Annotated in this window: 17 protein-coding genes; 5 read left to right on the forward strand and 12 right to left on the reverse strand. The window is 33.1% G+C overall.

Going from position 1 to position 13,468, the window contains the following annotated elements:
• Positions 1–278: 278 nt before the first annotated feature.
• The 4 genes from CLU81_RS11155 to nadD all read left to right on the forward strand — a co-directional run bounded on the left by CLU81_RS11155 (position 279) and on the right by nadD (position 2,942).
• Complete coding sequence (locus tag CLU81_RS11155) at positions 279–1,139, forward strand: YicC/YloC family endoribonuclease (protein ID WP_089352238.1); 861 nt, start codon at positions 279–281, stop codon at positions 1,137–1,139.
• Between the two features lie 78 nt (positions 1,140–1,217).
• A complete protein-coding gene (gene gmk / locus CLU81_RS11160; RefSeq protein ID WP_099709867.1) occupies positions 1,218–1,793 on the forward strand; it encodes a guanylate kinase in 576 nt (191 codons plus the stop codon).
• Between the two features lie 74 nt (positions 1,794–1,867).
• On the forward strand, positions 1,868–2,290 hold the full coding sequence (locus CLU81_RS11165) for a DoxX family protein (RefSeq protein ID WP_099709868.1): 423 nt from the start codon (positions 1,868–1,870) through the stop codon (positions 2,288–2,290).
• A 70-nt stretch (positions 2,291–2,360) separates the two neighbouring features.
• Entirely contained in the window at positions 2,361–2,942 is a 582-nt protein-coding gene (gene nadD / locus CLU81_RS11170) for a nicotinate (nicotinamide) nucleotide adenylyltransferase (protein ID WP_099709869.1), read from the forward strand.
• A gap of 243 nt (positions 2,943–3,185) precedes the next feature.
• Here nadD and CLU81_RS11175 read toward each other — a convergent pair whose 3' ends face one another.
• The 12 genes from CLU81_RS11175 to CLU81_RS11230 all read right to left on the reverse strand — a co-directional run bounded on the left by CLU81_RS11175 (position 3,186) and on the right by CLU81_RS11230 (position 12,513).
• Positions 3,186–4,655 (reverse strand): nicotinate phosphoribosyltransferase, encoded by a 1,470-nt coding sequence (locus tag CLU81_RS11175; RefSeq protein ID WP_099709870.1) that lies wholly within the window; start codon positions 4,653–4,655, stop codon positions 3,186–3,188.
• A 6-nt stretch (positions 4,656–4,661) separates the two neighbouring features.
• Positions 4,662–5,114 carry a nucleoside 2-deoxyribosyltransferase domain-containing protein gene (locus CLU81_RS11180; RefSeq protein ID WP_099709871.1) on the reverse strand — a complete coding sequence of 151 codons (453 nt, stop codon included), beginning with the start codon at positions 5,112–5,114 and terminating at the stop codon, positions 4,662–4,664.
• Positions 5,115–5,118: 4 nt separating this feature from the next.
• Entirely contained in the window at positions 5,119–5,850 is a 732-nt protein-coding gene (locus CLU81_RS11185) for a metallophosphoesterase family protein (RefSeq protein WP_099709872.1), read from the reverse strand.
• A gap of 9 nt (positions 5,851–5,859) precedes the next feature.
• On the reverse strand, positions 5,860–6,414 hold the full coding sequence (locus CLU81_RS11190; protein ID WP_099709873.1) for a 2OG-Fe(II) oxygenase: 555 nt from the start codon (positions 6,412–6,414) through the stop codon (positions 5,860–5,862).
• 15 nt (positions 6,415–6,429) lie between these two features.
• Complete coding sequence (locus CLU81_RS11195; protein ID WP_099709874.1) at positions 6,430–7,269, reverse strand: ADP-ribosylglycohydrolase family protein; 840 nt, start codon at positions 7,267–7,269, stop codon at positions 6,430–6,432.
• 41 nt (positions 7,270–7,310) lie between these two features.
• Positions 7,311–7,865: an RNA 2'-phosphotransferase gene (locus CLU81_RS11200; RefSeq protein ID WP_099709875.1), complete on the reverse strand. Its 555-nt coding sequence runs from the start codon at positions 7,863–7,865 to the stop codon at positions 7,311–7,313.
• A 5-nt stretch (positions 7,866–7,870) separates the two neighbouring features.
• The gene (locus tag CLU81_RS11205; RefSeq protein ID WP_099709876.1) at positions 7,871–8,812 is read right to left on the reverse strand and encodes an ADP-ribosylglycohydrolase family protein; all 942 of its coding nucleotides are present in this window, start codon (positions 8,810–8,812) and stop codon (positions 7,871–7,873) included.
• 7 nt (positions 8,813–8,819) lie between these two features.
• Entirely contained in the window at positions 8,820–9,347 is a 528-nt protein-coding gene (locus tag CLU81_RS11210) for an NADAR family protein (protein WP_099709877.1), read from the reverse strand.
• A 53-nt stretch (positions 9,348–9,400) separates the two neighbouring features.
• Positions 9,401–10,234 carry a ribose-phosphate diphosphokinase gene (prs, locus tag CLU81_RS11215; RefSeq protein ID WP_099709878.1) on the reverse strand — a complete coding sequence of 278 codons (834 nt, stop codon included), beginning with the start codon at positions 10,232–10,234 and terminating at the stop codon, positions 9,401–9,403.
• Between the two features lie 75 nt (positions 10,235–10,309).
• Positions 10,310–11,002: an NUDIX domain-containing protein gene (locus CLU81_RS11220; RefSeq protein ID WP_099709879.1), complete on the reverse strand. Its 693-nt coding sequence runs from the start codon at positions 11,000–11,002 to the stop codon at positions 10,310–10,312.
• A gap of 112 nt (positions 11,003–11,114) precedes the next feature.
• A complete protein-coding gene (locus CLU81_RS11225) occupies positions 11,115–11,486 on the reverse strand; it encodes a PKD domain-containing protein (protein ID WP_099712729.1) in 372 nt (123 codons plus the stop codon).
• Positions 11,487–11,607: 121 nt separating this feature from the next.
• Entirely contained in the window at positions 11,608–12,513 is a 906-nt protein-coding gene (locus tag CLU81_RS11230) for a LysR family transcriptional regulator (protein WP_099709880.1), read from the reverse strand.
• An 85-nt stretch (positions 12,514–12,598) separates the two neighbouring features.
• Here CLU81_RS11230 and CLU81_RS11235 point away from each other — a divergent pair, with 85 nt between their 5' ends.
• Positions 12,599–13,363 (forward strand): type 1 glutamine amidotransferase domain-containing protein, encoded by a 765-nt coding sequence (locus CLU81_RS11235; RefSeq protein WP_199174560.1) that lies wholly within the window; start codon positions 12,599–12,601, stop codon positions 13,361–13,363.
• The last annotated feature ends 105 nt before the right edge of the window (positions 13,364–13,468 follow it).

Genomic DNA, 13,468 nt, shown 5'->3' on the forward strand with positions numbered 1-13,468 from the left:
GGGATAAAAGAGGAAATCCTTTTTTTGAGCTTTTTCTGCTCAAAAAAAGATTGAAGCGGATAGCCCGTCCGCTGCGGCGGAGAACGCCCAAATTAAAATTCTAGTTCTAATTCTAAAAGTTAAACATGAATTTACACGAATTAAAAAGTTTCAAATTTGTGTAAATTCGTGAAATTCGTGGCAAAAAACTTTTAAGTCGTTCCGAATAAAACAGATTAGCGAATTACAGCGCAACACAGCAAAGTTTTATTTATCTTTGCGCCTTTATACTCAATTATATGATACAATCTATGACAGGGTTTGGCAAAGCTTCTTTGCAATTGCCTACAAAAAAAATTACCGTTGAAGTAAAATCCTTAAATAGTAAAGGTTTAGATTTAAACGTAAGAATGCCGTCGCTTTATCGCGAAATGGAATTAGGTTTAAGAACCCAAATCTCTACGAAACTTGAAAGAGGAAAAATTGATTTCGGAATTTACATCGAAAGTACTTCTGAACAAACATCAACTAAAGTAAATGTTCCTGTTGTAAAAAACTATATCGCTCAGCTTAAAGAAGTTTATCCTGATGCCGATGAAACTGAATTAATGAAAATGGCCGTTCGTATGCCTGATACGCTAAAAACGGAACGTGAGGAAATCGATGAAAACGATTGGGAACAAATTCAGGTTATAATTGAAGAAGCACTTCAAAACATCTTAACTTTTAGAAAAGACGAAGGTGAATCTCTTGAAAAAGAATTCAACTTAAGAATTGGAAATATCCGCCAATATATGAATGACGCTTTGGCTCTTGATCCGGAACGTGTTCAGGCTATAAAAGATCGTTTGCAAACTGCTATTTCGGAATTACAAGTTAATGTTGATGAAAATCGTTTTGAACAAGAACTAATTTATTATTTAGAGAAACTAGATATTACCGAAGAGAAAGTTCGTTTGACAAATCACTTAGACTATTTCTTAGAAACCATAAAAGGTACTGAGGCTAATGGTCGTAAACTTGGTTTTATAACTCAGGAAATGGGTCGCGAGATCAATACAATGGGTTCAAAATCAAATCATGCTCAAATGCAGAAGTTGGTTGTAATGATGAAAGATGAATTGGAGAAGATTAAGGAACAGGTTTTGAATGTTTTGTAAACGCTATAAGCTATAAGCAAGAATAAAAGCATCAAATTAAAGCTTAAAGCGTAATGCTTAAAGCCTAAAGAATAAATAATGAACAAAGGAAAATTAATTGTTTTCTCAGCACCTTCAGGATCGGGAAAAACAACTATAGTAAGACATTTACTTGGGAAAGAAGATTTAAACTTAGAATTTTCGATCTCAGCGGCTTCACGCGACCCACGCGGAGAAGAAGAACACGGAAAAGATTATTATTTTATTTCGTTAGAAGAATTCAAAAAACACATTAAAGCCGAGAATTTCCTGGAATGGGAAGAAGTTTATCGCGACAATTTTTACGGTACTCTAAAAGCCGAAATCGAACGCATCTGGGCTTTAGGAAAAAACGTGATTTTTGATATCGATGTTGCCGGTGGATTACGTATTAAACATAAATTCCCGGATCAAACTTTGGCTGTTTTTGTAAAACCTCCAAGTGTTGATGAATTAAAACGCCGACTAAAAGAACGTTCTACAGAAACTGATGACAAAATAAACATGCGTATCGCAAAAGCTTCTGTTGAATTAGCGACAGCCCCGCAATTTGACACAATCATCAAAAATTATGATTTGGATACTGCCAAAGAAGAAGCCTATCAATTGGTAAAAGCTTTTGTAAACAAAGACTAGAAACTTCATAAACCAATACTATTTTACAATAAGAGCCGTTAGCATTGATGTAAACCGCTATTAATATTTGTATTATGATTAATTTATTTGAAATAAAAAGAAACGAGAATTATCTGAGCATTATTATTCTTATCATTAGAATAGCTATTGCAACATTAATGATTTCTCACGGATTATCTAAACTGAATATGATTTTAGCCGGAGGCAAAATTGATTTTCCAGATCCGCTTGGCGTAGGAAACACAGCGTCTTTAGCTCTTACTGTTTTTGCAGAAGTACTATGTTCTTTCTTTATTTTTATTGGTCTTGCCACAAGATTAGCTACTTTGCCACTAATTATTACAATGTTAGTCGCCGTATTTGTTATTCATGGTGCTGACCCAATCGACGTTAAAGAAATGGGAATTCTATATTTGTTATTTTATGTACTTCTTTTGGTTACCGGAAGTGGTAAATTCTCAGTTGACAATTTAATTTCAAAAAAGAATCGTTACTAAGCTATTTTTAAATACCATAGATTAATTTGAATGTAATACTTACGATTTGAATTATGAAAAAAACTCTTTTATGAAGATAGGCCTTTATTTCGGAACTTATAATCCCATTCATGTTGGCCACTTAATCATTGCCAATCATATGGCTGAGTTTGCCGATTTAGATCAAATTTGGATGGTCGTTACGCCACATAATCCGCTTAAAAAGAAAGCTACTTTATTAGACGATCACCAACGTTTGGAAATGGTTTTTCTGGCAACAGAAGATTATCCAAAAATTAAACCTTCGGATATTGAATTCAAATTACCGCAGCCTAATTATACCGTAAACACGTTGGTTCATTTGCATGAAAAATATCCAACTCATGACTTTTCATTAATAATGGGTGAAGACAATTTGAAAACGCTTCATAAATGGAAAAACTACGAAGTACTTTTAGATCATTATGATATTTATGTTTACCCAAGAATTTCTGATGAAGAGGAAAATATCGAATTAAAATCGCATCCAAAAGTTCATGTTATTGATGCGCCAATTGTAGAGATTTCTTCAACTTTTATTCGAAATAGTATTAAAGAAGGCAAAAATATTCAACCACTTTTACCTCCAAAAGTTTGGGAATATATTGACCACAATAATTTTTATAAGAAATAAAGATTAACAAAAACATCATTCCATTAGGAATGTCTGCTCGGTAGAATTAAAATTGAATTACGATTATACGTTCCACAGGAACGTTTGATTAATGATCCAGCTATTTTAGTCCCATAAAAGCAGGTGTCCCTACAGGACACAACGCAAAATGCTCATATTATTTTTTACCAATGAGATATTCCTACAGAATATAAAATAGAATAAAAAAAACCTGAATTTTACAATTCAGGCTTTTCATTATAATTATGCTTCAACATTAATATCGCTTTTAACTCGAGATCTGATATCACTTAAAGATTGATTTACTAAAAGTTTTCCGTCTCTGAAAACTTCCTTCAATTCGCCTTGTTTTTCTTCTTCCCAAGAAACATTATCGGTTAAATTATATATTCCGTCAACTAAATCAATTTTCATTAATCCTTTAGCAGATTTTTTAGTTCCGTCGTCTGTAATCGGATCTTTAAAAATTGCTCTTCCTTCGCCATCAACTTCTCCGTAAGTCGCTTTCATAGCAAATCCAAAAGTATCTCTTGTATTGTATTGATACGTAAAAGAACCGATTCCAAGAACAACATTTGTAGAAGCAAATCCTTTTGCTTTTAATCTTTCACAAATTTGAATAGATCTCGCAACAGTAATACTATCACCGTAAATAGCTCCTATTTGAGGTATAAGCTCTTTATATCCTTTTGCATTAGTTGTACCTCCAAAAACATCCCAAAGAAGCTCAATTACACCTTTTTTCTCTTCTTGTGTTTTTCCGTTTGGATTTCCACAAATAATATCAACCGGATCTCCACTATCAGGACGAATAACTACTTTACCTTCTCTGGCAACAATATCTTCTTTTAGACGTGGCAAATAATCGGTTAGAACTTTCCATAAATCCCAGGTATCTGAAACGATCGAAACAATCCCTTTTGGATAAACCTCCGTAACTAATCTTTTAAAAGTTTCACATTCACCTTCAGTAGTTCCCATACACATTACAGAATGCTCTGTTGCTGCCACAGAACCTGCGATTAATTCAGTATCAGAATTTGCATTGTAATAATCTTCGAAAAAGTCAATAACCGGAATCGTATCAGATCCTGTAAAACTCAATAAATGCCCAGCTGCAGAAGTTATCGCCGCTTCTATTCCGCCCATTCCTCTCATAGAGAAATCGTGCGCCTGCCAATCTACAAATTCTGGAACAGAAGAAGTTTCATCAGCATATTTGTCTAATACTTTTCTATATTCTCTGGCAATTGTAGCCGAATTACAAGGCAGCCAAATCACCGCAGAAAGTAATGTTTCGAAATAATTCGTCAGCCAGAAAAATTCCGGAAGCGTATTATACATCGTAAACATTGGAACTCTCAAAGGTACACTCGCGCCTTCTGGCAAAGCTTTAAAAACCATCGGGATATACCCTAAATCATGAAGATCTTCGATATGTTTTGTACCAACTTGGTTTTCGCCTAAATAATTATTGATTCTTCTTGCGTATTTTTTAACTACTTCTTCTTTTGGTTGTTTGAAGAAATCAGCATCAAAATCATGAATAATATATTTTTTTATGAAATATTGCAATCCAAAAAACACTACTTCATCAAGACCTTCAATTCTTGATTTTCTTGGTGTCCAGTTAGAATATACTAATGTGGTTTTGTCTGGATATTGTCTTCTGTGGTCAACTTTGTAACCGTCGGTTAATAATAATGGGTTCATATTTTGTTATTTAAGTAAATTTTGTATTAACTCTTCCAATGTTTTAAACTGTTCTATTGCATATCTTTCGCATACAATATCAATATTGCCTTTACGCCAAAAGTTTTCTTCAACAACGACTTTCATTTTATTTGATTGCGCATAAAGTCCAAACTCAAGCAAAGATATTGGCGACATTGTATCTTCGGCAAAATACATGATAACAATATCTGCATTTTCTAATACGCCAAGTTCCCAATTTACCTGCTCCTTAAAATCGCTATTTTCTATCGTTTGTGACCAACTGCTATCCCATTCATTTCTTCTTGGGTTAAAAATAATATAATCATCTTGTAGCAATTCTTCACATTTCTTCTGCCAGTTTACGGCTTTATCCATTTCGATAGAACCTGCAAGAAAAATTGTTTTGAAATCATTCTGTAAAGGAATTGTTTCCGGTGCTTTGTAAACTCTTTTCATACTTCTATTTGTTTCTGCCTTTTTCTTTTGGATAAAAGGATTGCACTATTTCACTTTGCCAAAATGCTTTTGTCTTTATATCAATACAACTTAATTTTCCGCAAAAACCTGCTCCCGTATCAATATTCCAAACATTACAACCTTGCATTGGAACATCAATATTACAATTAAGTGTTGGCGTGTGACCAATGTAAATCTCATTATAAAGCAATAATCTTTTAGGGTAGGAAAGTGAATCTTTTTTAATTCTCTTGTCCATTGTCAAAGCCATTTCCCAAAGTGTTCTGTCCCAGGAATAATTTGTTTTGTAATGTTCTTTTTCCGGACCATGCATAGACGAAAAACCTGCGTGAATAAACAAATTATTATCCTCATCTACAAAATAATCTTTCATATTGTCAAAAAACTCAAGATGCTTTTCTTTAGACAACTGATCAATATTCTGATAACTTTCGATAGTTGATTTTCCTCCATGCAGAAACCAAATATCATTTATTACATCATTCATCAGCCATTCGTGACACCAAACATCATGATTTCCTCTTATAAAAATGCAATCTTGTCTTTGAGATAAACCGATTAAAAAATCAACAACTTGCACTGATTCGCTCCATCCATCGACATAATCGCCAAGAAAAATAAGTTTGTCAGTTTCTGTTATCTCAACTCTCTCCAACAATTGAACTAAAGCTTGTAAACCTCCGTGAATATCTCCAATAACTAAAGTTCGTTTCATCAATTAAATCTAATCTTTAAGTTTATACATAACATCACTTCTTAAAACATACTTTATCCCCGAAATCAGAGCCGTTCCTTCATGACGCTGACTATGTTCAAAAATAAGCGCTGTTCCTGTTTTAGGCGTAATAATTTCACCCGAAGCAAATTTTGTTTCTCCGCCCTCATATATTTCATTCAAATAAATGAGAAATGTATAATAACTAAATTCCGACTCACTTCGTTTATAACTTCCATCGCGGTGCATTTTAAAACGCTGACCTGGATTATACTTGTAAAACCTAAACATTTGATTTAATCCCGTAGCAGTACTATTTACTACTTCAGACTTAACATAAGGCTTCAGTTTTTGCCAAAAGAAAGATGCATATTCATCATCCTGATACATGATACGTTCGTTATTACGCACCATTTTCATCATTTTCTGTGCTCCGTCAATATTTACTCCAGCTTCTTCAAAGCCAATTTGTTCGCTTTTCTCTATCAACTCATTACATTCATCAACAGTAAGAAAATTGTCGATCGTATAAATTTCCAGTGTATCATTAATAATGTTTAGCATAATTATACATTTGAATTAATTAAACTTATTATCCAGAGCTGTATCTAATTTTATCAGAAAATCTTTCCCGAATTTATCATTCTCTAAACCTTCATACAAAAACAAAGGCAACGTTTTATCACAATTTTGTTTATGACTTAAAATCGCCATACACAAAGCAGCGACAGTATCAGTATCTCCGCCATAATCTATACTTGTTTTTAAACAATCGCTCATAGAAGTCGCTTCCGAAACAATTTTAATAACAGATTGCGTCGTTGGATATCCGTGCATATCAATTGGAGAAGTAATCCTGTAGGTTTCGTTTTCCTTTAAAGTTTCATTCAAAAACGGAATCAAAGTTGTTCCATCGCCTAAATTATATTTAAAATAATGAACCGCCAAAGCGATACGTTTCGCACAGCTAATTCCTTCGATTGTATGATGAGAAGTTTTTGCCTGAATTTCGCAAAACTCCATTAACTGATTAATATCTTTCAAATATCCAATAGAATACGCTCGCATTGCAGAACCGTTTCCGTTGCTGCCATTATCGATTATTTTGATAAAATCTGTTCCATTTTTACTTGCGTCCAAAGCATTGTAAACTCTGTCTGAATATCCTCTTCTTTTATCTCTCTGAAAAACTTCGACAAACTTATCTGCAACTTTAATTTCGTTCCAATTATCATCTTCTAATAACAATTCCGAAATTGCAATTACCATTTGAGTATCGTCTGTATATCTTTTATAAATCTCCGTATAAAGTCCGTGTTTATGATATTGAGTCAAATCGTTATTTTGAATAATAAAATCTAAATCTCTAAATTCAAAACCTGCACCATATGCATCGCCTATTGCTGCTTCTAGTATCATAATTATTGCTTTTGATTGTTAATTTTGAATGGTAAATCTATTTAAGATTTAAACTCGATGTATTTTGAAGGAACCTCGTCTGTCAGCCAAACATTGTTTTCGGATAAATAAAATTTGAATCCATCTCTATACATATCGCCACTTCTTACGGTTAGAATTTGAGGAACTCCTCTTCTTCCTCCTACCTTAATCGCAGTTTCACGATCTTTGGAAAGATGAACATGTTGACGACTCATTTTTTGCAAACCTTCTTTTTTGATGTCTTCTAAAAATTTCGCAACCGTTCCATGATATAAAAACTCCGAAGGTTCTGCTTCATTCAGGTTTAATTCTACCGAAATCGAATGTCCCTGACTTGCTCTGATTTTCGTTTTATCTTCATTAAAAGCAAAACGTTGTTTATCATTATTTTCTACAACGTAATCTAAAAGTTCAGCAGTCATTTGATTTTGACTTCCTCTATTATTGCATTTTTCAATTAATTCTTCAACATCTGCCCAACCATTTTCGTCTAATTTTAATCCGATGGTTTCCGGTGAATGTCTTAAAACTAAACTCAGAAATTTGCTTACGCTCTTTGCTATTTTTTCATTCATTATTTTTAATTTTTCAATTCTAAAGACAATCGTTCGCACAAATCATCAATATCATTTTTTCTTGCTAATACCGAAATCCACTTTTCAGGAATATTTTCAATTCCGTAATAAATACCGGCTAAACCTCCAGCAATTGCACCAGTTGTATCTGTATCTTCACCTAAGTTTACCGCTTTCAAAACAGTTTCTTCATAAGAATTACTATTCAAAAAACACCAAAAACTAGCTTGTAAACTATCAAGTACATATCCTGATGAGTGAATATTAATTTCTGGATAAGTCGAAATATCATGAAGCAAAACCCTATCAAACAATTGAATTTCCACAGGATTAAATTTCTTATCACTTAAAAAATCAGAAACAATATTCTGCATTTTTTTATAAGCTTCTACCTTATCATTTCCATTTAAAATTTCTAAGCAATAAACAACATAAACAAAACAAGCAAATACTGATCTAAAATGTGCGTGAGTAATAGACGATACCGCCTTTACTTTTTTATAAATAACCTCAATATCTTTCTCATTTTGCAGATAAAAAGCTAAAGGCAAAATTCTCATCAAAGAACCATTTCCGTTATCTTCTTCGTAAAAACCACCACATAATTCCGGATCATATCCTTTCCCAATATTATGAATTGCATGTCTGGTCGCTATTCCTATATCAAAAACTTGTCCGTGTGGCGTCCATAATTCTGCACTATACCATTTCACAAAATTTCTGGCAATATCAAATAAATCAAAGCCTTTACATAAGCTCTCCGCTAAACAAAAAGCAAGAGAACTATCATCGCTCCAGGTTCCTAAAGGTTGATGATGTGTTCCAAAACCAATCATTTCAGAAACAGGATTTTCTTTTAACTCAAATCTCGAATAAAACTCAACCGGAACACCCAAAGCATCTCCAACTGCTAAGCCAAACAAGCCTGATTTAATTTTGGTTTCCATAATTCAGTTATTCCAATTCATCCCTAACTTCCATCAAGGCAAAACCTAGCAAATTCAAACCTTTCCATTTCTTCGGATTCAAAACATCTGTATGATCACTTGCCATACCAATTCCCCAGATTGCATCAACCGGACTTGCTTCTACAATAACTCTGTCGTTTGTATTTAGTAGAAAAGTTTTCAACTCTGGATTCTGACTGAATTTATGAAAATTACCTTCTTTCACAATTTCAAATCTAGCGGCTAACCAAAGAGTTTCATTATAATTCTTAACTTCTCTTCCTAACTTTTTGGCTTCGGCAGGAGATTTAGCCAAAAGGATTTTCTTCAAAACTTCATCATCTTTAAACAATTCGGCTTTCTTTGCCATCATCCAATGTTCTGCAGTTTTATAAGTCACTTTATCTACTTCAAAAGAACTTAACCACCATTGACTAAAACAGGTTTTAGAAATACTTCCGTCTTTATTTGGCTGATGCCCCCAGAAAAGCAAAAACTTACTTTCCGGAGCTATATTATCTATGTTATATTTCATTTTTCTAATTTTTTTGTTTCAGGTTACTAAGAGAACTTGAAACTTTTTAATTTTTACAATAATCGATCTAGTCCAATTACCTCGACATTTTCACCTTCGAAATCTTTTACTGAATTGGTTGTAAATATTTTATCAAAACAATTCAAAACTTCAAAACCTTTATTAAAAATTCCGTGGCTTACTGCCAAATACAATTTTCCGGCATTTTTCTTTTTTAATTCTTCCGCCAATCCAACAAAAGTTCCTCCACCATCGCAAATGTCATCAACGATTAAACAATCGATTCCGTTTAGATCATCTTCATAAACTTTAAATCCAGATAATCTTCCGGTTTTTACATCACGGCTTTTGCTGCATTCTACAACATCTACTCCCCCTAAAAACTCAGAAACTTTGTAGATTTTTTTCAAAGCTCCACCATCTGGAGAAATTAATTTTAGATTTTCGCCAACGACTTTTAAAACTTCTGCAATAAAAGTATGATTCGGAATCACCTCGCAATTATTTACCAAAGCCGGAGTAACTTCAGAATGTGCATCAAAAACAAAAACTTTATTCAATTGAAGCGCATTGATAATATCAGCATACACTTTTACAGAAAGAGATTCGCCTTTGATCATAACACGATCTTGTCTTGCTGCCGGAAAATAAGGGATAAAAAGATCAATTACTTTAACATCCATTCTGCGTAAAGCATCTACCGTAATACACAACAATCCTAAATCGTTGAATGAATTTAATCGGTGTGTGATTGTTATTTTTTGATTGTGATCAAAATCAGGATTGATTTTAATGTGAGGTTCTCCTCCAGAAAATGTAAAACTTTGAAATTTGATTTCTTCCTGATTAGTTACAGGAGTGAATTTTGGGTCTAGGTTAAGTATCATAATTTTTATAGTTTGCGTTAATTATACGCAAATGTAGAATATTCTTTTTAATAAACAATTTATTTTGTGTAAAATTTACGCAAACTTTATTTCGAAGTGAAAGCCATTTTTAATTAATTGATTGTATTTCAACCTATTAAACTTAAAAAGCTTTGCTGGCCGACCGCTTTTTATTGGAGAAAAACGATCTGTTTCTTCTAAAAACCCGTAACTGAGGATTTTTTTTCTGAAGTTTCGTCGGTCAATTTCTTTCTCCAAAATTGTACAATAGAGGTTTTCAAGATCAGAAAAAAGAAATTCATCCGGAAGCAAATCAAATCCGATAGGTTCGTACGTAAGTTTTGATTTTAATCTTGAGATTCCTTTTTCAAGTATTAAATTATGATCGAATGCTAAAGGTGGAATTTCATCAATTTTAAACCATTGTACTTTTTCGGCATCAGTATCCGCTTTTATTTCCAAATTTGAAGCATCGACCAAAGCATAATAAGCAACCGAAATTACTCGGTTTCTGGAATCTCTGTAAATATCATCTCCAAAAGTGTAAAGCTGTTCCATAAAAGTCAACTGTACATTAGTTTCTTCATGCAATTCTCTTATAACCGCATCTGTTAGAGATTCATCGTTTTTTACTAAACCGCCTGGTAAAGCCCAATATTTTTCGGCAGAGCCAAATTGCTGTTCAATTAAAAGTACGTACAAATTGTTGTTTTTATATCCAAAAACAATGGCATCAACAGCAATTCGAATATTTTGAAAATTTTCCATAATCCTAAATCATATCAAACAAATATAACGAAGAAGAGCCAATTTTATAATCTATCACCAAGTAATAAATTATAAAATTGACTCTCAATATTAAAATCTTTATTTGTTCTATTTAATTCACGGTAACGCTTCTCTTTGGGCTCACCGTACAACTTCCTCCTGATTTCGAAAGAGTCACATCAGCTTTAACTTCATATGTTCCTGCTGCCGCGTATGTATGAGCTACAGCTCCAGTTGCACTATTTACAGTTTGAGCCGGAGTTCCGTCGCCAAAAGTCCATTTTACAGAAGTTACAGTATTACTTCCGCCATACTCTATATGATAATTAATTATCTTAGGATTAGTTCCGTCTGCAGAATGCTTTAATTCGGTCAAAATCGAATCTCCAAAACAATCTACTATCGCTTCATCATCATGTTTACTACACGAATTAATCATAAAAAACACCAGGGTAAGCATTAAAATTGTCGCAATCTTTTTCATAATCATAGTTTTTATGTGGTTTATCACTCAAAAATATTCTTTTAAAAAATAAAGTCAAAACAAAATGGCAGAAAATTCTACTGTTTTTAAAAGGTGTTTTACCTCTTATTATAGATTTAAACTACAATCTATTTCCAAAAAACAATTTTAATTCTTTAGAAATAATATCAAAAAACGAGTTCAAATTATTGTTTTTAGCGCTCAATAAATAAACAAACTCTTCTGGTACATGAAAACTATTCCATAACAATTGCAATCTGTTCTCTTTAATATATTTTCTCGCGTTACAATTCCAGGTTATCGCAACACCTTCATTATCCACCAACATTCTAAGCATTTCAGATTCTGACGGAATAATATAATTAGGAACCATCGCCGGACGTTTTTTATTAAAAGCATGCAACCAGAATAGTTTTATATGCGGAATTCTCGCGTCGTGACTGTACCACTTTTGCTCATTCAGCCACAATTCGATTTCTGTATAATTGTCTGCTTTTAACTTCTGACGGAAATCTGTTGCATCCAAACTTACTGGCGCAACCATTATCAGTTTAATTTTTCCGACGATTTCATAAATGGTATCAAACGTGTCAAATCTTTTTGTCGTGATTGCAAAATCAAGTTTCTTAGCATCGACAAGTGCAAAAAGAGCATCGTTATCTGCAAAGGTAAAATCGATCAAATCAAATTTAGCAATCAACAAATTACCAACACAATTAAAAAGATCTTTAGAAATACCAACCGATATTAACCGGTTTGCATCTTCGGCTTTCGCCCGAAAAGTATTCTCAACATTCTCCAGTCGATCAAGTGCATCAATAATCAAATTATTGAGTAACTTAGCGTATTCGGTTGGTTCTACGCCTTTTGACTTTCGATTAAATAATTTATTTCCAACATGAGCCTCCAACATAGATATTTGCTGACTTACAGCAGGTTGACTCATAAATAACTCTTTTGCGGCAACAGAAAAATTTCCGTTTTTATAAACCGCTTTAAATGTTCTGTACCATTCGAGATTTACCATGACATAAATATATTTATAACAAACATAGTTTATTTTATTTTTACAAATATCACTTTAGCCGTAAATTTGACAAAAATTTAAACTTATGAAAAAAATAGCATTACTTACGATTATAGCATTCGCAGCTTTTAGCACATCAGCTACAGCTCAAAAATCAACAAAAAAAGGTATGAAAAAAGTATTATTTGTTGTTACCAGTAACGATAAACTGGGCAATACAGGCGAGAAAACAGGATTTTGGTCAGAAGAATTTGCTGCACCATATTATGAATTATTAGATAAAGGAATCGAAATTACAATTGCGTCGCCACTTGGAGGTCAGCCACCAATTGATCCAAAAAGTGCAGATCCATCATCAGCAACAGAAGACACAAAACGTTTTGATGCTGATAAAGTTTTACAGGAAAAATTAAAAAACACACATAAACTTTCTACTATTAATCAAAAAGATTATGATGCTGTTTTCTATCCTGGAGGTCACGGACCACTTTGGGATTTAGTCGAAGATAAAAGTTCTATCGCTTTGATCGAATCTTTCTACACGCACAAAAAACCGGTAGCTTTTGTTTGTCACGCTCCGGCGGTTCTAAAAAATGTAAAAGTTAACGGTGAATTTTTGGTGAAAGGCAAAAAAGTAACCGGATTTACAAATGAAGAAGAAGAAGCTGTAGGATTAACTAAAGTTGTTCCGTTTTTATTGGAAGATGCTTTGACTCAAAATGGCGCTAAATTTTCTAAAATTGCAAACTGGCAGCCATATGCTGTTGAAGACGGACTTTTGATTACGGGTCAAAATCCAGCTTCTTCTAAATTAGTAGCAGGGAAATTATTAGAAAAATTGACTAAATAAGGATCTAAGGCTCTGAGTCGCTAAGGTTCTAAGGTTTTCTCTTAGGAACTTAAAAACTCAATCTCTTATTTGCTAATTAATAAAAAAATAAACATTGATACTAAG

It is taken from the genome of Flavobacterium sp. 9 (genome assembly GCF_002754195.1).
Classification (GTDB): Bacteria; Bacteroidota; Bacteroidia; order Flavobacteriales; family Flavobacteriaceae; genus Flavobacterium.

Excerpts from the sequence above, each read along its gene's own strand:
- CLU81_RS11155 (WP_089352238.1), top strand. The coding sequence starts at position 279 with ATGATACAATCTATGACAGGGTTTGGCAAAGCTTCTTTGCAATTGCCT.
- gmk (WP_099709867.1), top strand. The coding sequence starts at position 1,218 with ATGAACAAAGGAAAATTAATTGTTTTCTCAGCACCTTCAGGATCGGGA.
- CLU81_RS11165 (WP_099709868.1), top strand. The coding sequence starts at position 1,868 with ATGATTAATTTATTTGAAATAAAAAGAAACGAGAATTATCTGAGCATT.
- nadD (WP_099709869.1), top strand. The coding sequence starts at position 2,361 with ATGAAGATAGGCCTTTATTTCGGAACTTATAATCCCATTCATGTTGGC.
- CLU81_RS11175 (WP_099709870.1), bottom strand. The coding sequence starts at position 4,655 with ATGAACCCATTATTATTAACCGACGGTTACAAAGTTGACCACAGAAGA.
- CLU81_RS11180 (WP_099709871.1), bottom strand. The coding sequence starts at position 5,114 with ATGAAAAGAGTTTACAAAGCACCGGAAACAATTCCTTTACAGAATGAT.
- CLU81_RS11185 (WP_099709872.1), bottom strand. The coding sequence starts at position 5,850 with ATGAAACGAACTTTAGTTATTGGAGATATTCACGGAGGTTTACAAGCT.
- CLU81_RS11190 (WP_099709873.1), bottom strand. The coding sequence starts at position 6,414 with ATGCTAAACATTATTAATGATACACTGGAAATTTATACGATCGACAAT.
- CLU81_RS11195 (WP_099709874.1), bottom strand. The coding sequence starts at position 7,269 with ATGATACTAGAAGCAGCAATAGGCGATGCATATGGTGCAGGTTTTGAA.
- CLU81_RS11200 (WP_099709875.1), bottom strand. The coding sequence starts at position 7,865 with ATGAATGAAAAAATAGCAAAGAGCGTAAGCAAATTTCTGAGTTTAGTT.
- CLU81_RS11205 (WP_099709876.1), bottom strand. The coding sequence starts at position 8,812 with ATGGAAACCAAAATTAAATCAGGCTTGTTTGGCTTAGCAGTTGGAGAT.
- CLU81_RS11210 (WP_099709877.1), bottom strand. The coding sequence starts at position 9,347 with ATGAAATATAACATAGATAATATAGCTCCGGAAAGTAAGTTTTTGCTT.
- prs (WP_099709878.1), bottom strand. The coding sequence starts at position 10,234 with ATGATACTTAACCTAGACCCAAAATTCACTCCTGTAACTAATCAGGAA.
- CLU81_RS11220 (WP_099709879.1), bottom strand. The coding sequence starts at position 11,002 with ATGGAAAATTTTCAAAATATTCGAATTGCTGTTGATGCCATTGTTTTT.
- CLU81_RS11225 (WP_099712729.1), bottom strand. The coding sequence starts at position 11,486 with ATGAAAAAGATTGCGACAATTTTAATGCTTACCCTGGTGTTTTTTATG.
- CLU81_RS11230 (WP_099709880.1), bottom strand. The coding sequence starts at position 12,513 with ATGGTAAATCTCGAATGGTACAGAACATTTAAAGCGGTTTATAAAAAC.
- CLU81_RS11235 (WP_199174560.1), top strand. The coding sequence starts at position 12,599 with ATGAAAAAAATAGCATTACTTACGATTATAGCATTCGCAGCTTTTAGC.